At 68.5% G+C, this 19,896-nt stretch carries 15 protein-coding genes; 8 read left to right on the plus strand and 7 right to left on the minus strand.

All coding sequences use genetic code 11. From position 1 onward, the window contains the following. Positions 1–22: 22 nt before the first annotated feature. Positions 23–463, plus strand: a complete 441-nt coding sequence (locus tag ACSVDD_RS20300) for a YccF domain-containing protein (RefSeq protein ID WP_448191207.1) — start codon at positions 23–25, stop codon at positions 461–463. A 75-nt stretch (positions 464–538) separates the two neighbouring features. Here ACSVDD_RS20300 and ACSVDD_RS20305 read toward each other — a convergent pair whose 3' ends face one another. After that, positions 539–976 (minus strand): CBS domain-containing protein, encoded by a 438-nt coding sequence (locus ACSVDD_RS20305; RefSeq protein WP_448191208.1) that lies wholly within the window; start codon positions 974–976, stop codon positions 539–541. Positions 977–1,381: 405 nt separating this feature from the next. Between ACSVDD_RS20305 and ACSVDD_RS20310 the strand changes: the two genes are divergently transcribed. Then, positions 1,382–1,747: a hypothetical protein gene (locus ACSVDD_RS20310; protein ID WP_448191209.1), complete on the plus strand. Its 366-nt coding sequence runs from the start codon at positions 1,382–1,384 to the stop codon at positions 1,745–1,747. A 73-nt stretch (positions 1,748–1,820) separates the two neighbouring features. On the opposite strand, the gene ACSVDD_RS20315 is transcribed toward ACSVDD_RS20310, so the two are convergent. Together ACSVDD_RS20315 and ACSVDD_RS20320 are read right to left on the minus strand one after the other, a co-directional pair. After that, positions 1,821–3,029, minus strand: coding sequence for an acetate/propionate family kinase (locus ACSVDD_RS20315; RefSeq protein ID WP_448191210.1), 1,209 nt, complete (start codon positions 3,027–3,029; stop codon positions 1,821–1,823). Positions 3,030–3,040: 11 nt separating this feature from the next. Further along, positions 3,041–4,438 carry a bifunctional enoyl-CoA hydratase/phosphate acetyltransferase gene (locus ACSVDD_RS20320; RefSeq protein ID WP_448191337.1) on the minus strand — a complete coding sequence of 466 codons (1,398 nt, stop codon included), beginning with the start codon at positions 4,436–4,438 and terminating at the stop codon, positions 3,041–3,043. A gap of 670 nt (positions 4,439–5,108) precedes the next feature. Between ACSVDD_RS20320 and ACSVDD_RS20325 the strand changes: the two genes are divergently transcribed. Next, on the plus strand, positions 5,109–7,772 hold the full coding sequence (locus ACSVDD_RS20325; RefSeq protein ID WP_448191211.1) for a M10 family metallopeptidase C-terminal domain-containing protein: 2,664 nt from the start codon (positions 5,109–5,111) through the stop codon (positions 7,770–7,772). Between the two features lie 17 nt (positions 7,773–7,789). On the opposite strand, the gene ACSVDD_RS20330 is transcribed toward ACSVDD_RS20325, so the two are convergent. Next, positions 7,790–10,021, minus strand: coding sequence for a sensor histidine kinase (locus ACSVDD_RS20330; protein WP_448191212.1), 2,232 nt, complete (start codon positions 10,019–10,021; stop codon positions 7,790–7,792). A 245-nt stretch (positions 10,022–10,266) separates the two neighbouring features. Further along, positions 10,267–11,655: a hybrid sensor histidine kinase/response regulator gene (locus ACSVDD_RS20335; protein WP_448191213.1), complete on the minus strand. Its 1,389-nt coding sequence runs from the start codon at positions 11,653–11,655 to the stop codon at positions 10,267–10,269. Between the two features lie 230 nt (positions 11,656–11,885). Here ACSVDD_RS20335 and ACSVDD_RS20340 point away from each other — a divergent pair, with 230 nt between their 5' ends. The 3 genes from ACSVDD_RS20340 to ACSVDD_RS20350 all read left to right on the plus strand — a co-directional run bounded on the left by ACSVDD_RS20340 (position 11,886) and on the right by ACSVDD_RS20350 (position 15,938). Further along, positions 11,886–13,442, plus strand: coding sequence for a sensor histidine kinase (locus tag ACSVDD_RS20340; protein ID WP_448191214.1), 1,557 nt, complete (start codon positions 11,886–11,888; stop codon positions 13,440–13,442). A 174-nt stretch (positions 13,443–13,616) separates the two neighbouring features. Further along, entirely contained in the window at positions 13,617–14,102 is a 486-nt protein-coding gene (locus ACSVDD_RS20345; RefSeq protein WP_448191215.1) for an MmcB family DNA repair protein, read from the plus strand. 54 nt (positions 14,103–14,156) lie between these two features. Then, positions 14,157–15,938 (plus strand): response regulator, encoded by a 1,782-nt coding sequence (locus ACSVDD_RS20350; RefSeq protein ID WP_448191216.1) that lies wholly within the window; start codon positions 14,157–14,159, stop codon positions 15,936–15,938. Here ACSVDD_RS20350 and ACSVDD_RS20355 read toward each other — a convergent pair. Continuing rightward, a complete protein-coding gene (locus ACSVDD_RS20355) occupies positions 15,935–17,281 on the minus strand; it encodes a D-alanyl-D-alanine carboxypeptidase (RefSeq protein ID WP_448191217.1) in 1,347 nt (448 codons plus the stop codon). The genes ACSVDD_RS20350 and ACSVDD_RS20355 overlap by 4 nt on opposite strands. A 221-nt stretch (positions 17,282–17,502) precedes the next feature. Here ACSVDD_RS20355 and ACSVDD_RS20360 point away from each other — a divergent pair, with 221 nt between their 5' ends. Beyond that, positions 17,503–18,243 carry a hypothetical protein gene (locus tag ACSVDD_RS20360; RefSeq protein ID WP_448191218.1) on the plus strand — a complete coding sequence of 247 codons (741 nt, stop codon included), beginning with the start codon at positions 17,503–17,505 and terminating at the stop codon, positions 18,241–18,243. A gap of 3 nt (positions 18,244–18,246) precedes the next feature. Here the strand turns inward: ACSVDD_RS20360 and ACSVDD_RS20365 are convergent, their stop codons facing one another. Next, on the minus strand, positions 18,247–18,996 hold the full coding sequence (locus tag ACSVDD_RS20365; protein ID WP_448191219.1) for a proteasome-type protease: 750 nt from the start codon (positions 18,994–18,996) through the stop codon (positions 18,247–18,249). 359 nt (positions 18,997–19,355) lie between these two features. On the opposite strand from ACSVDD_RS20365, the gene ACSVDD_RS20370 reads away from it, so the two are divergent. Continuing rightward, complete coding sequence (locus ACSVDD_RS20370; protein ID WP_448191220.1) at positions 19,356–19,889, plus strand: phasin family protein; 534 nt, start codon at positions 19,356–19,358, stop codon at positions 19,887–19,889. Positions 19,890–19,896 lie beyond the last annotated feature (7 nt).

The following is a 19,896-nucleotide window of genomic DNA, read 5'->3' on the forward strand; positions in this document are numbered from 1 at the left end:
GTTGGCGGAAGGAGAACATGCCATGCCCTTGCTGAGCCTCGTCCTGAACATTCTGTGGGTTGTGTTCGGCGGCCTGTGGATGGCGATTGCCTGGCTGGTCGCGGCGGTCGTCATGGTCGTCACCATCGTCGGCATTCCGTGGGCGCGGTCCGCGCTGACCATGGCGTGGTACACGCTGCTGCCCTTCGGGCAGACGGCGGTGCGGCGCGACGCCTACGGGCGTGAGGATCTGGGCACCGGCGTGCTCGGCACGCTGGGCAACATCGTGTGGTTCGTGTTCGCCGGCTGGTGGCTGGCGCTCGGCCACCTCATCACGGCGGTCGGGCTGGCGGTGACCATCATCGGCCTGCCCTTCGCCTGGGCGCACCTCAAGCTGGCCGGGCTGGCGCTGTGGCCCATCGGTACGGAGGTTTTGACCAGCGACGAAGCGGAATCCCGCCGACGGGCGGTGATGATGCGGTAGACGATAGCCCCTCCCCGCTCCCGGCGGTTTCAGAGACCCCCGCCGGGAGAGCGACAGGAGGGGCTGAGGGAAAACTTAGAGAACCTCGGTCAGGCTCTCCATCAGTTCCTTTTCGCGATCCAGGACGGCAAGCTCCTCGCCCATGAAGTCGCGCATGGAGACCACGCCCATCACCTTGCCGCTGTGGACGATGGGCAGGTGGCGCAGGCCATTGCCGGACATCTGCCGCAAGGCGTCGCGCACGCTGGTGTCGAGGTCGACGGTGATCGGGCACGGCGTCATAACGTCCGAAAGCCGGGTCTGCTCCGGATCGAGGCCGTTGGCGACGACGCGTTCGGCCAGATCGCGCTCGGTGAAGATGCCCTCCAGGCCATCATCACCGGCGTGAGTGACCACGACAGAGGCGACGTGCGCCGCCTTCATCTCCGTGGCCGCCTGGCGGACCGAGGCGTCCGGCGGCAAGGCCACAACACGACGATTGCTGAGCATCTCCCCGACATTGCGGTGCATCATGGCTGCGTTCCTCTTTTTGCCGGTATAAGGGCTTGACGAAACTGCCCAAAACAGAACCTTAGAGCGCCTGTAGATTTCGCAAACGCACAATATTTTGCTGCGAATGCGAAGACCAGCCAGAAAGACCAAGTCGTGATGAGTCGCCGGTCTTTGACAGCAAAGACTAGCCCGTTTTGAGAACTTGCACGAGTATTCGCACCCGAATGGGAAGCATGGTAGGCATGACCTACCGACATGCGACATAACAGCCCAGCATTGCCATCAGGGGGTGCCGCCGGCTGGCCGTTCCCACGGCGACGTGCGATCACCAGGCAATGTTAACGTTTGCTCAACGGTATTCGACTCACACTGCGGCAAGATTTCGGTTAACGGCGTTTCGCCGTACTGTAAAAGGCGCTGATCGTCATGTCGTGGCTGTCGAAATTTAGCGGCAAGGGCAAGGGCAAGCCCACCTCCGCCGCCACCGCCGTGGAACAGAAACAGCGCCCCGCTGGGCCGCCGCGCGTCCTCATCGACCGGAACGAGTACGAGCCGGCGGAGTTCGCGGTGGGCTCGTTCCGCATCCGGCCCTACGACGGCGACCTGATCGCCAAGCAGCAGTTCGATTTCCGCATCGCCTTCACGCTCGGCGAAGACCACATCGAGTTTGCCTGCCACGGTACGGTGGTGAAGATGGACGGCACCGCCGGCCTCGTCGCCCGCTACTCGCAGCCGCAGCCGTTCTACGAGCGCAAGCTGCTGGATTACCTGCGCGCCTGGAAAGGTATATAGCCGCCTCACCGACACGAAAAAGCCCTCCCCGGCGGCCTGCCGGGGAGGGCTTTTTCGTTGAACGACGATGGCGTCAGACCGCCTCCATCACCTCGACGGTGTGCTGGGCGATCATGCGCTCCTCGTCGGTTGGGATGACGAAGACGGGGATGCGGCTGTCGGCGGTGCTGATCTTCGTTTCGTTGGCGTCATTGGCGTCGGCGTCGAGCCTGACCCCGAGCCACGCCAGCTTCTTGGCCACCCGCGCGCGCACCGGCGCGGAGCGCTCGCCGATGCCGGCGGTGAAGACGATGGCGTCCAGCCCTCCCATGGAGGCGGCCAGCGCGCCGGTCTCCTTGGCGACGCTGTGGCAGAACAGCTCGACCGCCTCGACAGCGTGCGGGTCGGCCGATTCCAGCAGCACCCGCATGTCGTTGGACACGCCCGACACGCCCAGCAGGCCGGACTTGTTGTACAGCAGCTTCTCCAACTCGTCCGCCCCCATGCCCTTGGCGCGCATGAGGTAGATCAGCACGCCCGGATCGAGCCGGCCGGTACGGGTGCCCATGGGCAGCCCGTCCACGGCGGTGAAGCCCATGGTGCTGTCGATGCTCTTGCCGCCCTTGATGGCGCACATGCTGGCACCGCTGCCCAGGTGGCAGACGACGGTGTGTGCGCCGGCCAGCTCCGGGGCCACCTCCGGCAGGCGCCGGGCGATGTACTCGTAGGACAGGCCGTGGAAGCCGTAGCGGCGGATGCCCTCCTCGGTCATCGCCCGCGGCAGCGCGAACGTCTGCGACTGCCAGGGTTGGCCGCGATGGAAGGCGGTGTCGAAGCAGGCCACCTGCGGCAGCTCCGGGTGCCCCTCGGCCAGCGCCTTGATGGCCGCGAGGTTGTGCGGCTGGTGCAGCGGCGCCAGCGGCACCAGCGCCTCCAGCTCGGCGATCACCTCCGGCGTCAGCCGCACGGGGTGCGAGTACTTCGACCCGCCGTGCACGACACGATGACCGGCACCGATCAGCCTGGCGCCGTCCAGGTGCTCCTCGACCCAGTCGAGCAGGTAGCCCAGCAGCGCCGTGCGGTCGCTCTTCTCACCCGGCCCCCAGGCCTTGTCGGCCAGGAGATGCTTGGACGTGTCCTTGGCCTCGAACTTCGGCTCGGTGCCGATGCCGGAGATCTGGCCGTTGATCGCGACCGCGACGTCGCCGCCCGCGACTTCCCGGAACACCGAGAACTTCAGGCTCGACGAACCGGCGTTGATGACGAGGATGGCGTTGCCTTTGCCCGTGCTAACATTGGTCATGCCGGCGCTCCTCACTCGGCCGCCGAGATGGCGGCGCGGCGGCGTGCCGCGGCCACCAGCACCGCGACGGCGCACGACGCCAGACGGGTGCGGACGTTGTCGGCGCGGCTGGTCAGGATGATCGGCACGCGGGCGCCGAGCACGATGCCGGCGGCGTCGGCGTTGGCGAGGAACGACAACTGCTTGGCCAGCATGTTGCCGGCCTCCAGGTCGGGGACCAGCAGGATGTCGGGACGGCCCGCCACCTCGGACGTGATGCCCTTGGTGCGCGCGGCTTCCATGGAGATGGCGTTGTCGAAGGCCAGCGGGCCGTCGAGGATGCCGCCCTTGATCTGCCCGCGGTCGGCCATCTTGCACAGCGCCGCGGCCTGCAAGGTGGTCTCGATCTTCGGGTTGACGGTCTCGACGGCCGACAGGATGGCGACGCGCGGCGTCTCGACGCCCAGGACCTTGGACAGGTCGATGGCGTTCTGCACGATGTCGACCTTGTCTTCCAGCGTCGGGTAGATGTTGATCGCCGCATCGGTGATCAGCAGGGCGCGCGGGTAGGTCGGCACGTTCATCACGAAGACGTGGCTGAGACGGCGGCCGGTGCGCAGGCCCTTGTCCTTGCGGACCACCTCGGCCATCAGCTCGTCGGTGTGCAGCGAGCCCTTCATCACCGCCTCGACCTCGCCCGAGCGGGCCAGCGCCACGCCGGTTTCGGCGGCGGCGTGGCTGTGCTCCACGTCGACGATGCGGCAGTGCGACAGGTCGATGCCGAAGTTCTCGGCGACCGAACGGATCTTCCCCTCGGGGCCGACCAGCACGGGGGCGATCAGGTTGGCCTCGGCGGCCTCGACGGCGCCGCGCAGCGAGCTTTCATCGCACGGGTGCACCACGGCGGTGGGCACCGGCGGCAGCAGCTCGCACTTCTTCAGCATCTCGTCATGCTTGTCGTGACGGATGACCTGCACCTGCGGCAGCTCGTGCGCCTCGCGGCGGACCTTGATGGTCGGCGCGATGACTTCCGCCTGACCGGAGACCACTTCCTTGCCGTCCTGGTTCAGACAGACGCAGTCGAAGACGACGACCTGCTTCTCGTTGCGCTTCTCGCGGGCGGTGACGGTGGCGGTGATGACGTCGCCCACGCCGACCGGGCGGCTGAAGCGCAGATCCTGGCCGACGTAGATGGTGCCGGGGCCGGGCAGCAGCGTGCCGAGCACGGCCGAAATCAGCGAGCCGGACCACATGCCGTGGCCAATCACCTTATGGAACAGGCTGTCGGCCGCGTACTCCTCATCGAGGTGGGACGGGTTGATGTCGCCCGACACGGTCGCGAACAGCTCGATGTCGGACATCGTCAGACGACGCGACAGGCTGGCCGACTGGCCGATCTGGATCTCTTCGAAGGTGACGTTCTCGATCATGGTGGTCCCGTTCTTAGCGACGTCGAACACGGTGTCCATACTAGATGCTCCTGAGGGAAGGCGCTCGGTTTCTTGCTTGCTGCTCTGCGCGACCGGCCGTTCATACCTCAGCACGATGAAACGGTCGTGACAGTCACCCCCTTTTCCACCCGCTGGTGCAGCGCAGCGCACACCGGCCGGCGGGAGGGACAAACCTCGCGGTGCCCGACGATGGAAACCAGCATACGGCACCGCCTTCTGGCAACGTCCGTCGAAAGCCGCTGATATCGCGGTTGGGCGGGAAACATTTACTGCCGGCATATATAAAAAGTCAAGTCACCCGCATCACACTCAGCCCACACAGCAAAGTATTTACCTATCGTTAACTATTTTCATACTGTGACGGATCAACACCGGTGCGGGCCCGCAACACGGCGGATTCTTGCGCGTACGGCGCAAAAATGGCTTTGCTGTTGCGCAGCAAAACCGTGACGCAATGCAGCAATGCTGTCGATGTGGGCTTGCTGTCCGAAAGAGGACACAGGGGCATTGTGCACTGCGACACAATGCAGCAGTCCGATCACGGGGCACGGAGCGCCGCCCCCTCATGGGAATTGCTATTCTTGGATTATCAAACGCAGCATGCAACTTGTTGGAGAATGCACGACCCACCTACAACGAGAGCTGACGCATGCGCTTTTCGCCCCCTTCGCTCGCCTTGCCCCTGAACGACCAGCCAGCGGCGGCCGAGGAGCCCAAAAGTGCCGCACTGCTCTCGTCGGTCTACTACATCGACGGCGTCCTCGCGTTGACCGGCAACGCACGCTGGAACAGGGACGCGGCGTACGGTTCGTCGGTGGCGGTGACCTACAGCTTCATGGACCGGTTGCCCTCCTACGCGACCGCGGCCGACGGCAACCAGTTCAAGCCGTTCAACGCCATCCAAAAGGCGGGAGCCGCGGCGGCGCTCGAGATGTGGAGCGATGTCGCCAACATCTCTTTCACCCAGGTCAGCGACGCCGGTGAAGGCGGCGATATCCGCTTCGGCACCAACTTCCAGGGGCCGTCGGCTGGCTACGCCTACTACCCGTCGTCCGACTGGCAGGGGTGCGGCGACGTCTACATCGCCAACAACCAAAGCTCGGCGCAGGAAACGGCGCCGGGGACCTGGGGTTGGCTGACCCTGGTGCATGAGATCGGACACGCCATCGGCCTGAAGCATCCCGGCAACTACAATGCCGGATCGGCGGCCGGCACTGGCGGCGACCCCCCATTCCTGCCGGCGGCCGAGGACAGCCACCAGAACTCGATCATGTCTTACAACGTGCCGGCCAACGGGCTGAACGCGGCGTCGCCGATGCTCTACGACATCGCGGCGGTGCAGTACCTCTACGGCGCCAACAGGACGGTGCGCACCGGCAACGACGTCTACACCTTCACGGCGCCGCAGCTGTTGACGGTTTGGGATGCCGGCGGCATCGACACCTTCGACGCGTCGGCGCAGTCCGTGGGCTGCCGCATCGACCTGCGCGCCGGCAAGTTCAGCTCCATCGGCGAGGACGCCAACGGCGATCTGGTGTCGAACAATGTCGGCATCGCCTTCGGTACCACCATCGAGTACGCCAACGGCGGGGCGGGCAGCGACACGATCATCGGCAACAACGCCAACAACTTGCTTGTCGGCAACGACGGCGACGACGTGCTGAAGGGCGAGGCGGGCAACGACGCGCTGGTCGGAGGCCGCGGGGCCGACACGCTCTACGGCGGCGCTGGCAACGACGACTATTATGTAGATGCCGATGACGCGATCTTCGATTCATCCGGCTACGACCGCGTCTTTACCACCTCGCGGACGGTCTACGATTACATGTCGGCGAACCGCGCCCTCTTCGGGGTGGAGGAGGTGATCCTCCAAGGCGCCGGGGCGCTCTACGCCGCCAACGAGGAGGAGAGCGACAGCACGGATGGCGGCACGAGCAGCACCGACACCGGCACAGACACCGGCACGAGCAGCAGCACAGACACCGGCACGAGCAGCGGCATAAGCGGCAACGACGATACGGTGAGCGGCAGCGGCAACTCGGACGACATCTCGTTGTCCGGTGGCGGCAGCGACGTGGTCAACACCGGCGGCGGCGACGATGTCATCCGCAACAACGGCTACGGCGACGACACCATCGACGGCGGCGCTGGCAACGACATGGTGCTGGGCGGATCCGGCGAGGATGTCGAACTGGGCGGTGAGGGCAACGACGTCCTGAACGGCGGTGGCGGCGACGACGTCCTCGACGGCGGCGTCGGCAACGATGTCATCGACGGCGGCGTTGGCGACGACCTGCTCTCCGGCGGCGACGGGGCCGACACGCTCATGGGCGGCGACGGCAACGACAGCTACATCGTCGATGATCCGCTGGATGTGGTCATCGAGGATGCAGCCTCCGCCCCCGCGGGCGCAGCGTCGGGCATCAGCCCCCTGCTGCCGGCGCGGCTCAACTCGCCCGGCGATCAGGTGCTCGTCAGCGTCAACTACACCGCGCCCAAAGGCATCGAGATCGTCACCCTCACCGGCAATGCCAACGTGTCGGCCACCGGCAACGAACTGCACAACCGACTGGCCGGTAACAACGGCAACAACGCCCTGACCGGCGGCGCGGGCAACGACATTCTGCTCGGCGCGCTGGGCGACGACGCGCTGTACGGAAACGCCGGCGTCGACACGCTGATGGGCGGCATGGGCAACGATGTCCTGTATGGCGGAATCGACAACGACATTCTGTGCGGCAACACCGGCAACGACATCCTGAACGGCGATGCTGGCAACGACGTCCTGTATGGCGGACGCGACAGCGACCAACTGTTCGGCGGTGACGGGGCGGACACGCTATCCGGCGACGACGGCGCGGACACGCTGTCCGGCGGCGATGGCAACGACGTTCTGTCCGGCGGCGACGGCGCGGATACGCTGTCTGGCGATGACGGGGCGGACACGCTGTCCGGCGACCTCGGCAATGACGCCCTGTATGGCGGGCGCGGCAACGACCAGCTGTCCGGCGGAAGCGGGGCAGACACGCTGTCCGGCGGCCTCGGTGACGATCTTCTGACCGGCGGCGGCGACGCGGACGTCTTCGTCTTCGACGCCGGATCGGGCTCGGATACCGTCACCGACTTCAGCTTCGCGCAAGGCGACAGCCTGCGGATCGTCGGAACGAGCTTTGCGCAGAGCCAGCTCGACATAGCGAGCACCGGCTTGGTGATCCGCACCGAAAACCAGGGTGTCATCACCCTGACCGGCGTCTCGCCGTGGGACGTGATCCTCCACCTGAATGAGGTGCAGAACTGGTTCGTGCCGGGCTGACGGCACAGCTTCGCCCCTTACACCGGCATCGATGTCGGCGCCGGTGCCGGCGAGGCTGCCTCGCCGGCGTCGACGATCAGCGGCATGGATATCGCGAACACCGTCCCATGCCCAACCTTCGAGCGGACGATGATGTGATGGTCGAGGATCTGCGCCATGCGCCGCACGATGGAGAGCCCAAGCCCCAAACCGCCGGTGTTGTCGCCACGGTTGCCGTCGCAGCGGTAGAAATCCTCGAAGATGCGCTGGAGCTGGTCGGCGGGAATGCCCGGCCCGGTGTCCCACACCTCGATGCACAACGAGGCGCCGCGGCGGCGGCAGCCCATCAGAATGGCGCCCGCGTCGGTGTAGCGCAGCGCGTTGACCAGCAGGTTGCGCACCATGCGCTCCAGCAGCACGGGGTCGCTGCGCACGACGGCCGAGGTGCCGACCATGCGGAACCCCAGCCCCTTGCCGGCCGCCTGATCGGCGAACTCGGTCGCCAGCCGTTCGACGATCTCGTTGACGGCGACCTCGGCGAAGCGCGGCTGGACGGTACCGGCCTCCAGCGCCGAGGCGTCGAGCAGCGTGTTCAACAGCGCGTTGCCGGCCGCCAGCGCCTCGCCCAGCTTGCCGGCCACCTCCAGCTGCTTGGGCTCATGAAGGCGGGCCATCAGAATGTGGTGGAACAGGCTCATGGCCTGGAACGGCTGGCGCAAATCGTGGCTGGCGGTGGCCAGGAAGCGCGTCTTGGCCTGATTGGCGCGCTCCGCTTCGGCGTGCGCCTCGGCCAGCGCCTCCTTGATCCGGGTGCTTTCGGTGACATCGATCTCGGCGCAGATGATGCCGGTGACCGCCCCCGTCTCGTCGCGCAGCGGTTCGACCACCAGATCGGCCACCAGCGTGCGGCCGCCGACCGTCACCCGCATCTCCTCCCGCGTACCGACACCGGTTTCCAGCACCGGGCGCTTGATGGAATCGAGCAGCGCCGCGTCGTCGGCGGAGAACAGATCGGCGTGCGTCTGGCCGATGAAGCGATCCACGGGGATGCCCACCTGCGGGTTGTAGACCCAGACGTAGCGCAGCGCGCGGTCCTGGCTGAACAGCGACACCCGCGAATGGCGCAGCGCCAGCCGAAACCGCTCCTCGCTGTCACGCAACATGCGGGCCATGGCGGCGCGCGCCCGCGCCTCGGTGTGGAGCAGCGACTTGGCGCGCGCCTCGCGGCGCAGGTACACGGTCAGCAGCATCGTCAGCAGCAGCCCGACGACGAGCAATCCCACGGCCCCCACCTCGCCCGGCGCCAGCAGCATGGGTTGCGGCACCAGCACCACCTCCCAGCGCCGGCCGCCGACCTCCAGCGACTGGACGATGCGCTGAGCGATCGCCAGTTCCGCCTCGGCCAGCGCGATGAAGGGCTGCGTGCGCTCGGGCGTCGGGAAGACCGAAAGCAGGCGCTGCCCCTCCGGCGCCGCCGTGTCCAGCAGGTAGGTGTCGCCGCGCGCCGGGCGATGGCTGCCCAACGCCTCGGCGACGAGGCGGTCGAAGCGGAACTCCGCCACCAGAAACCCGGCGGCCGTGACGCAGCCGACGCTGGAGTTGTCGGGCTCGCCGAACTCGCCGTAGACGGGCATGTAGAGAATGTGGGTGCGCGCCTTGCCCCCTGCGGCCGGCTCGCCGACGGTGGCGGTGATGTGGCCGCTGGCGCATGCCGCCTCCAGCACCGCCCCCCGCCCGGGCAGCGTCGCCAGATCGAGCCCCAGTTCAGCCTCGCCACCAACGTCGCCGCTGCGGGGCCGCGGCTCCAGATAGGAGACGACGAAGTGATCGCCGCCCGGCGGCGTTTCGGCCCAGCCGTCATGGGTCGAACCATCACGGGCATGCACCTGGAAGTCCGAATACCCCTGGGCGCGCGCGTCGCGCTCGATGGCCGGGAGGTCGTGGTCGGTCACATGACGCACCCAGCCGACGGCGACCAGTTCGGCGAACAGCGGGCGCATGGGCGCCACCGCCGCAGCGAAGTCGTTGCGGGTCATGGTGCCGCCGGCGAACAGCCCGCGCAGCGCGTGCAGCAGCAGCACGTGCCGGTCGGAGCGCTCCTGCAACGACTGCTGGAACTGCACCGTCTGACGGTCGAGCAGCGCGCGGTCGGCCTGGCGTGACGCGTCGCGCAGGAGAACGAAGACCGTGACCGACATGACCACCCCGGCCACGGCCAGAAGGACGATTGCCGGGGAACCGCTCCGCCGCTGCGTAACTCCGAACGCCATGATACCCTGCCGCTCCATCCCGAGACTCTTGGCTCGAGAGCATGGAAATCATACGAGATATCAGAGACACCGCAAGGGAAAACCCAAACATCGGCCAAAGGTCAAAGGACTCGCGCGCACCCACTCAATCCTGAGCATTGAGTTAAAATTTCATTTACCAGGACTTCTATGCGAAACATTACAGGACAGTAACAAAGCAGAGCCTGACAAGCGGAAATTCACAACGGAACCGCTATTATTGATTGCTATGGCCGCAGGCGCTCGCGACCGAGCAGGTTGGCCGCTGCGGTCCGCAGCGCCAGCGGCGCCACCGGCTTGTGCAGCAGCGGGTAGCCGGACAGCCGCGCCTCGCGCAGGCGCCGCGGATCGGTGTCGCCGGTCAGGATCAACCCCGGCACCGCGGCGCCCAACGCCTTGCCGAGCTGCCGGATGGCGACAATACCGTTGGCGGCGCCCTTGAGGCGGAGGTCGGCGATGACGAGGTCCGGCGGCTGAGGGGCGGGTCCCAGCCGCTCCAGCGCAGCGTCGTAGGACTCCGCGCCGATGACCGCGCACCCCCATTGCCCGAGCAGGAGGTTCAGCGCGTCGAGCACCAGTCGGTCGTCCTCGATCACCAGCACGCGCGCCCGGCTGACGTCGGCGTCGCCCCCCTCGTCGGGCATGATTTCCGGAGCGGGGCTCTCGTCCTGATCAGGCACGCGCCGGACCGTGACGGAAAAGTGCGTGCCCCGTCCGGGCACGGAGCCCACGCCGATGCCGCGCCCCAGCCGGTGCGCCAGCCCGCCGGCCAGCGTCAGGCCGAGGCCCAGCACGCGGCTGGCCTGATCGTCGCCCGGCGCCCGTTCCAGTTCGGCGCGCAGCAGGGCGAGTTGGTCCGGCGGCAGGCCGCGCCCGCTGTCCCACACCTCGATGCGCAGCGCGTCGCCACGCCGCCGGCAGCCGAGCAGCACGCGCCCGCGCTCGGTGTGGCGCAGCGCGTTGGACAGCAGCGCGTGCAGGATGCGCTCCAGCAGCGTGGCGTCGGTCTCCACCATGGCCGAGCACGGCTGCACCGAAAAGCGCAGCCGCCGCGCCTCGAAGCGCGGCGCGAAGTCCAGCGCCAGACGGGTCAGGATGCCGTTCATGGCGTGCCGGCCGACCTCCGCCTCCAGCAGTCCGGCCTCCAGCCGCGCCAGGTCGAAATGGCTGTCGACCATGGTCTTCATGGAGTGCACGGCGGCGGTCATGGAGCGCAGCACATCGCGCGCCCCCGGCTCGCCGACGCGACCGTCCAGCGCGCCCATCAGCAACGACAGCGCCGCCAACGGCTGGCGCAGATCGTGGCTGGCGGCAGCGAACAACCGGCTGCCGCGGTCGGCGCTCAGCCCCGGCCCAGTGAAGGCGGTGGCGCCCAGCATACGGATCAACCCGCCATCGGCCAGCCGCCAGTCGCGCTGCGGCATCCCGCCGAGCAGCGCCTCCAGCGCCGCCAGCGGCGCGCCCGGCGCCAGCACCCCGGCCAACGGCGGCAGCGCCGCCGCCGCCTCGTTCCAGGCGGTCAACCGCAATGTATGGTCGAACACAAGCAGCGCGCCGCGCGCAGCTGTCGCGTTGTCCGAGCGTCCCCGCTCCACGATGCCGACGTCATCCGCCACGGATTTCCGCTCCCCTCCGAGCATAAGCTCTTCCGCCACCGTACAAAACTGGCCCTGACAATCCAACCCTGGCCTTCGAACGAGCCTATGACCCGGCAGATGTCTTCCTAAAGTTTTATTCAAAAGCCGAAGACGTCGACGAAAGGTTAAATATTCTTAGCCAAAAAGAAGCAAAACCCCACGGCAAATTGTTTATGAATTCTTCACGAGCGCCCCCGAAGATTGACCGCATGGGCGCTGATTCCGACACCCCTTCGCACCGCACCGCGAGCCCGGACCCAATGGGACCCGGCGGCCTGCCGGCGGCCGTGCTGGCGGCGCTTCCCGATGGCGCCGGCGCGCTGGCGGCCGTGCGGGCGGCGGACGGCTCCGTGGTGGATTTCGAATGGACGGCCGCCAACCCGATGGCGGAGCAGTTGTTCGGCGGCCCGCTCGCCGGGCGACGGCTGACGCGCGACGGCGCTGATGGCGGCTGCCGCGGGCTGTCGGACGCGTTGGCCGCGGCGCTGGCATCCGGCGCGCCGGTGCAGCGCAAGCTGGCCGCCGCGGCGACGCGCTGGCGGGTGGCGGCGTCGCCGCTGGGCGACGGCCTCTGCCTGACGGTGATCGATTTGGGCGCCGGGGACCCGGTGCGGGTGGCGCTGGACCACAGCACCGAGAGCTTCGCCCTGTTCGACGCAGACGACCGGCTGGTGGAGTGCTACGGCCGGCTCAAGGACTTCTTCCCGGAGATCGCCGGGAAGCTGCTGCCCGGCGCCGGGTTCGAGGAGTTGCTGCGCCGCTACCTCGCCCTCGACCCCACGGCGCCGCCGGCCGGGCCGAAGCTGGAAGCGCTGGTGGCGCGCCGGATCGCCCGCCACCGGACGCCGAACGGCTCCTTCACCTTCAGCACCATCGGCGGCCGCTGGCTGCTGACCAGCGAGCGCCCAACCCCGGACGGCGGCATCGTCTGCATCCACACCGATGTCAGTGCGCTGAAGGAGAAGGAAGAGGAGCTGCGCGGCAGCCAGATGGAGGCGCTCGCCGCCAAGATACAGGCCGAGCGCGCCAGCCGCGCAAAGACCGAGTTCCTCGCCCACATGAGCCACGAGCTGCGCACCCCGCTCAACGCCGTGATGGGCTTCACCGAACTGATGATCGGCGAGACGCTGGGGCCGCTGGGCAGCCCGCGCTACCGCGACTACGCACAGGACATACACGACAGCGGCGGCCACCTGCTGGCGCTGATCAACGACATCCTCGATCTGGCGGGCATCGAGGCCGGCACGATGACCCTGCGCGAGGAGATCACCGACGCCGGGGAGGCCGTCGCCCACGCCGCCGCGTCCGTCCGCGCCGCGGCGGCGGAGCGCGGCCTGACGCTGGAGGTGGATGTGACGCCGGGGCTGCCGGTGCTGCACGCCGACGTGCGGGCGCTGCGGCAGATGGTGACGAACCTCGCCAGCAACGCCGTGAAGTTCACGCTGGAGGGCGGGCACGTGCTGCTGTCGGCCTCCACGCTGCCAGACGGCGGCATCGGCATCATGGTGGCCGACACCGGCGTCGGCATCGCCGCCGACGAGCTGCCCCGCCTGCTGGAGCCGTTCGGCCGCGCCGACGGCTACAAGGCGCGAGAGGCGGAGGGCACCGGCCTCGGCCTGCCCATCGTCAAGCGCCTGATCGAGATGCACGGCGGCCGGCTGGAGCTGACCAGCGAGCCCGGCGGTACCACCGCCATCCTTCTGTTCCCGGCGGAGCGCAGCCTGCCCCGCACCCTCTGCCCGCCGCCGGCGCGACTCTACGGCTGATACGGCCGGCGCATGGATGCTTCCATGATCGGCCGGCCGTATCACCCTCCCGCACATTGCTGCGCAATGTACTGCCGGGTTTGAACCGACGGCGCTTGATGGAAGACATCAAGCGCCGTCGGTCTGAGCCATTTTCCGCTTGTCCCGAACCGTCTGCCCGGCGCATGGTGGGGCGTGCGTTCACCCCCCGTTCCCATGGCCACCGACCTTCCCGAGCCCCCGGCCGGCGCCGCATCGATTTTCCGCGGCGTGCGACGCGCGCTGTGCCAGCGCGGCTTCGTCAGCCTGACCGAGTTCCGTCTCGCCAACAGCCGGCGCGCCGATGTGCTGGCGGTGAACGAATCCGGCACCGTGATTATCGTCGAGGTGAAGAGCTCGGTTGCCGACTTCCGCGCAGACCAGAAGTGGCCGGAGTACCGGGACTGGTGCGACGCCTTCTACTTCGCCGTGGATGAGGCGTTCCCGACCGGCCTCATCCCTGAGGACTGCGGGCTGATGGTGGCCGACTCCTTTGGCGCCGCGGTGCTGCGCGAAGCGCCGGAAAGCCGCCTCGCCCCGGCGCGGCGCAAGGCGCTGATGCTGCGCACGGCGCTGGTGGCCTCGGCGCGCCTGCACCGCATCGAGGACCCGCTGTTCATCGCCGACCAGATGGGCGGCTGACGAGCGCACCCGCTACGCGCTACAATCCGCCATCCCCTGCACGCGAGCCGGCCGATGCAACACCCGAACACCACGCCTCACCAGTCCGCCGGGCCGCGGCGGCGCGCCGCGCTGATGGGTTCGGCGGCGCTGGCCGGGCTTGTGGTGGCCGGCGCCGTCTGGCTGGTTGACCGGCCAGCCCTGACCCTGCTGGACGCCAGCACCGAGCGTGGCTTGGGCGCGGGCGTGGCGGTGCTGCGGCTGGCCGAGGCGACTGGGCGGCTGGCCGCCGCGACGTCGCTGCTGGCCGATGCGCGCACCGGAACCGACCGGCTGACCGCCCGCGCCGACCTGCGGGTGCTGATGGGGGAGCTGACCGCGCTCGCCGCCGAAGCCGCCAGCCTGAACCGCGCGACGGCCGAGGGGCTGCGCCGTCCGCTGTCGGGCATGGAGACGCAGATCGGCGACCTCGACCGGGCGGTCGAGGCGCGCATCGCCGTGGACGCCGAGCTGCACAACGCGCTCACCCAGGTGCCGGAGCGCCGCGCCGCGTTGCGCGCTGCGCTGGCAACGGTGAACGCGGAGGCCCTGCAAGCCGGCCCGCGCAACGCCGAGTTGCTGAGCCTGCGCGACGCCGCCGCCGACCGGTCGCAACGGCTGGCCGCCCGGCTGACCACAGCGGGAAACCCGGACCCGGAAATCCAGGAAGCGTTCCGCGCCGACGCGCGGGAGCTGGAAGCACTGCTTGCCCGCCTGCCCATCGGCACCGGGAGCGCCATCCGCTCGGAAGCGGCGCGCCGGCTCATGGCACTCGGCCTGGACACCGGCAACATCTTCGAGCTGCGGTGGGAGCAGGCCAACCTCACCGACCGCATCACCGGGCTGATGCGCAAAGGCCGCGCCCATGCGAACGAGGTTTCGCAGCTGGCCCGGCGGACCGCCGACGGGCTGCTCGAAGCCGTCAGAGCCGACCGCGCCGAGGCCACCCCCCTGCTGCGCGCCGCCCCGGTGCTCGCCGGCACGTTGGCCGGACTGGCGGTTCTGGGAATCGTCGGGCGGCGGGGCACGGCAGAGCCCGCGTCACCGGAACCGGACGCGCCCGAGGAAACACCGCCCGGCCTGCGCATCCTCCTGGCCGAGGACGAGCGCATGACGCAGGCGGTGGCCGCCGCCCTGCTGCGCCGCGCCGGCCACGCGGTCACCGTCGTGGACGACGGCCGCGCCGCGCTGGAGGCGGTGCAGGCGCAGCCGTTCGATCTCGTGCTGCTCGACCTGCGCATGCCGGCGATGGACGGGGTGGAGGCATTGCGGCGCATCCGCGCCCTGCCCGACCGCCGCAAGGCCACCGTGCGCGTCGTCATGCTGACCGCCAGCGCCATGCCCGAGGATGCCGAGCGCTGCCGCACCGCCGGTGCCGACGCGGTGCTGGCGAAGCCGTTGCGCCTCGACGCGCTGCTTCCCGTACTGGAAGGCCGGCCGCCCACCGAGGACGATGTGCCGGTGTCCGACGACGGCGCGCTGGAACAGATGCTCGACGCGCTGCCGGCCGAGCGCGTGGCCGTGCTGATCGGCGGCACGCTCAAGGCGCTCGGCGATTATCGGACGGCGCTGCGCTCGGCCTGGGCCGGGGGTGATGGCGCTGCGCTCAGCGCCATGGCGCACAAGGTGGCCGGCGTCGCCGGGGTCTACGGCTGCCCGGCGCTGCGTCAGGCGGCGCAGGCGCTGGAGCGCGGCATCAAGACGGACGAAGGCGACGTGACGAGCCTGATGGGCGCGCTGGAGGCGGCCTACGGGCCGGCCATCGACGCGCTGGAACGCAAACGCGCGATGCTTCCCAGCCCCGCCGGGGGCGTTTAGGTCCGGTCGCCGGGGGCCAGGGCGACGCAGCGCTGGCCGGTCTTCAGGAGTTGCGTGCAGGCGGTGCGCGCGGCCTTCTCGTCCAGGCCGATCAGGCGGGCGCGATACATCTTGCCCTTCTTGCTGGAAAACTCGACGACGCTCGGCTTAGCGGTGCTCGGCAGGCGCGGCAGCTTGCGCGACACCTGAGTCAGCGCCTTCTGTCCGGCCGCCTTCGACCCGAAGGCGCCGACCTGGACGATCCAGCCCTCGCCGGCACGGGCCGGCGGCGCCGATACGGCGGCGGCGAGCTGCGCCATGGATTGCGGCTTGGGCTCGGCCTTGGCGGGCGCCTTCGCGGCGGCCTTCTTCGCCGCGCGGGGAGCCTGAGGCGCCTCGTCCTCATCGTCGTCGGCCTGAGCTTGGGCCGGAGCGGGGGTGGGCGCCGCCTGCGCCACCACCGGCGCGTCGGGGTCCTGGCCCTTGCCGCGGCGCAGCTTGGCGAAGGAGTCGTCAAGCAGCACGGCCATGCGGTTGTCACGCGACACCGCCGACTTGCCGCCCATCACCACGGCGATCAGCCGATGCCCGTCGCGCACGGCCGATGCCGCCAGATTGAAGCCCGAGGCCACCGTGTAGCCGGTCTTGATGCCGTCCATGCCCTCATAGCGGGACATCAGGCGGTTGTGGTTGTGGATCGAGCGGCTGCCGTACATGAAGTTGCGGCGGCTGAAATACGGATAGTACTTGGGATGATCCTTGAGCAGCGCCTGACTGAGCGCCGCGAAGTCGCGCGCCGTGGTCACCTGCTCGGGGTTGGGCAGGCCGTTGGGGTTGCGGAACACGGTGCGCTTCATGCCAAGCTCGCGGCCCTTGCGGGTCATCATCTCGGCGAAGTGGCTCTCGCTGCCGCCAATGGCCTCCGCCAGCACCACCGCGGCGTCGTTGGCCGACTTGGTGACGAGGCCGAGGATCGCCGTCTCCACCTTGATGGTCGAACCGGCGCGCAGGCCGAGCTTGGTCGGCGACTGCGCCTGCGCGTTCTCGGACACCGGCAGCGCCTGATCGAGCGTCAGCCGCCCCTCGTCCAGCGCGTCGAAGGTGAGGTAGAGGGTCATCATCTTGGTCAGCGACGCCGGCGGGGTCAGGGCGTCGGCGTCCTGCTCGTGCAGCACCTCGCCGGTGCGGGCGTCGATGACGATGGCCTCGTACTTGGCGGCCAGCACCGGGCCGGCGCACAGCATCGCCGCGCAGGCGAACGCCGCTGCCGGGGTTCGCCAGGACACCACCGACGCCGGACCATTCCGCACGGCCTGCACGAACTGCGCCAGAGCGGTGTGAGCGCGGCGCTGCGTCACGGTCATGATGCCCCCGGAAATAGACCTGTTTCGGTCAGTAACAGCGATGGTAAATACGAGCCGAATCAGTGTCTAGCAGGAATTCGTTAATTTCCCGCTTTCGCGTTTTGCCGCCCCTTGTGGCGAAAGTGGGGCACGCTATCCACCGGAGCGGCGCCAGCCGTGTTGTCCCGAGGTAAAGGCCCCACTACATTCGTGAGACCCTTCCAGAAAACAAGGGGCGCGCGATGAGGCTGACGGCAGCAACGAGCCTGGGCTTGGCAATGGCGGGCGCGCTCCTGGCGGCGGGCTGCGCCTCCATCGGACCGACCGACAACCCGGTGGCGCGCCGGCTCACCTGGATCAGCTACGTCAGCGGCGACGATCTGCGCCCGGCCTGCCGCAAGGACGGGCCGGAGCGATACCGCCTTGTCTTCAACGCCGACTTCAACCAGCACGTCCGCACCTACGACCTCACCGCCGACCCGGTGGACGGCGGCGCCACGCTGGAGGCCCACGTCATCGAAGCCACCGACCTCGCCCGCATGGACGCCTCCGACCCGCTGGCCAACGTGCGCGGCAAGACGGGGCAAACCCGCCTGTCGGCACCGCAGTTCGCCGCCTTCGTGGCGTCGCTGGGCGAAAGCGGCGCCTTCGACGGCCTGCCGGACCGGCTGCGCCTGCGCTCCAACGGCATCTACTGGCTGGTCAACGGCTGCCACGAGGGGCGCTGGTTCTTCTCCGCCTACCCGTACCCGGACACCCGCTTCGTCGACATCCGGTTCCTGGAGCCGTTGCGGGCGCTCGACCGCACCGGGGTGCCGTTCCCGCCCCTGCCCGACCCCGCCTGGCAGCCGCCGGAGCGGCCCCGCGACGATCCGGGCGCCGCCTTCCAGCTCGACGTGGACGGCACCGGCGTCATCGGCCCGACGCACCTGTTCGGGCCGTGGACGCTGGCCGACGGAACGCAGGCCGGGATCAAGCCGTGACGCTCATCCCGGCACCTTCACCCGCAGGGCTTCCGGCACCAGCGTCTCGACCCACGGGCCGTCCGGCATGCGGCCGACCAGTTCGGTAATGTTGCGGTTCCACCACAGGCGCTGCTCGACCAGATCGTCGTAGTCGAAATTGGTCTGCCGCCACGTCCGTTCGGCGCGGTCGTAGGTGACCATGTCGATGGGAAAGCCGACGTCGTTGCTGGAGTAGCGGGTCGAGTCGAAGGACAGGTAAGCGATCTTCAGCGCCGCCGGCATGTCCGTGTCGTACTTCAGCGCGCGGTCGAGGATCGGCTTGCCGTAGGCGGTGGCGCCGATGGACAGGTAGGGCGTGCGCTCGTCCACCTCGATCCAGTTGCCCTCGGGGTAGATCAGGTACATGGCCGGCTCGGCATCCTCGGCCAGTTGGCCGCCGATGATGGCGTGCAGGTTGAAGTGCAGCTTGGACGCTTCCAGCGACTCCTTGTCCTCGGCCGCCACCTGGCGCAGGCAGCCGGAGAAGGCGGTGACCGCGTCCAGCATGGTCGCGAAGGCTTCGCCCCGGCGTTTCGCCATGTCGCGGCGCAGGTAGGCCAGCGTCTTGTCACGCACGCTGCGCAGCCCGGAATTCAGGATGAAGAAGCGGTTCCCGTCCGCCCCGATCATGGTCACCTTGCGCGCCGAGGACACCTGCGTGCCGCTGGTGATGCGCCCATCCGACAAGCCGATCAGGCCGTCGCGTGTCTTGATGCCGAGGCAGTAGGTCATGAGGCGAAGAGATCCCGACAGTGAGCCGCGGCCCGCATCTGCGACATTCCGCCGCAGGTCATAGACCTTTGGGCAGCGACACGTCCGGAGGCCAGTTGGGACAGATTGGGCACAACAGGCGGTAAAGCTTTCGTTAAGCAACGCTTTGCGCACGACGCACATGATGTCGCACAGGATGCCGGCGAACGGACCGGGCCAAGGCCTATATCCATCGGTCAGACGCCTTTGTGCAGCGCACAATCTTCTCCGTTGACAGGTCCGGGCGTCCTTTTCAAATTCGCCATACCGCAGCGCAGCAAATTCCCGCGTCGACTCTCCCGATGTGCGATGCGGAAGCCGTCAAGGAAGGAAGACGCCCCATGACCACCACCGCTCTCAAGGCGAAGCCCACGGCCACGCTGATCATCGAAGACGTCGCCGCCCAGGCGAAAGACCATTTCGAAGGCATCGTCAAGACCGGCCAGGAGCAGGCCCGCAAGCATTTCGACCAGACCGTCGCCGCCACCAAGCAGCAGGTCGAGAAGGCCTCGGCTCAGCTGCTGAAGAGCTACGAGGAATACTCGGCCTTCAACAAGGCGACCGTCGACGCGCTGGTCAAGTCCGGCACCGTCGTGGTGAAGGGCACCGAGGACATCAACAAGGCGCTGGTCGCCTTCGCGCAGGCGTCGTTCGACACATCCGTGGCGACCGGCCGCGCGCTGCTGTCGGCGAAGTCGATCGACGAGGTCGTCGATCTCCAGAACGCCTACGCCAAGCAGAGCTTCGACGCGCTGGTCGCCGAGACCGCCAAGCTTCAGGCGCTGTCGGTCAAGGTCACCAACGAGGCGTTCGCCCCACTGAACGCCCGCGTCAACGCGGCGGTCGAAACGTTCGCCAAGCCGCTCGCCGCCTGATCGCGGA

Source organism: Azospirillum terrae (genome assembly GCF_053470425.1).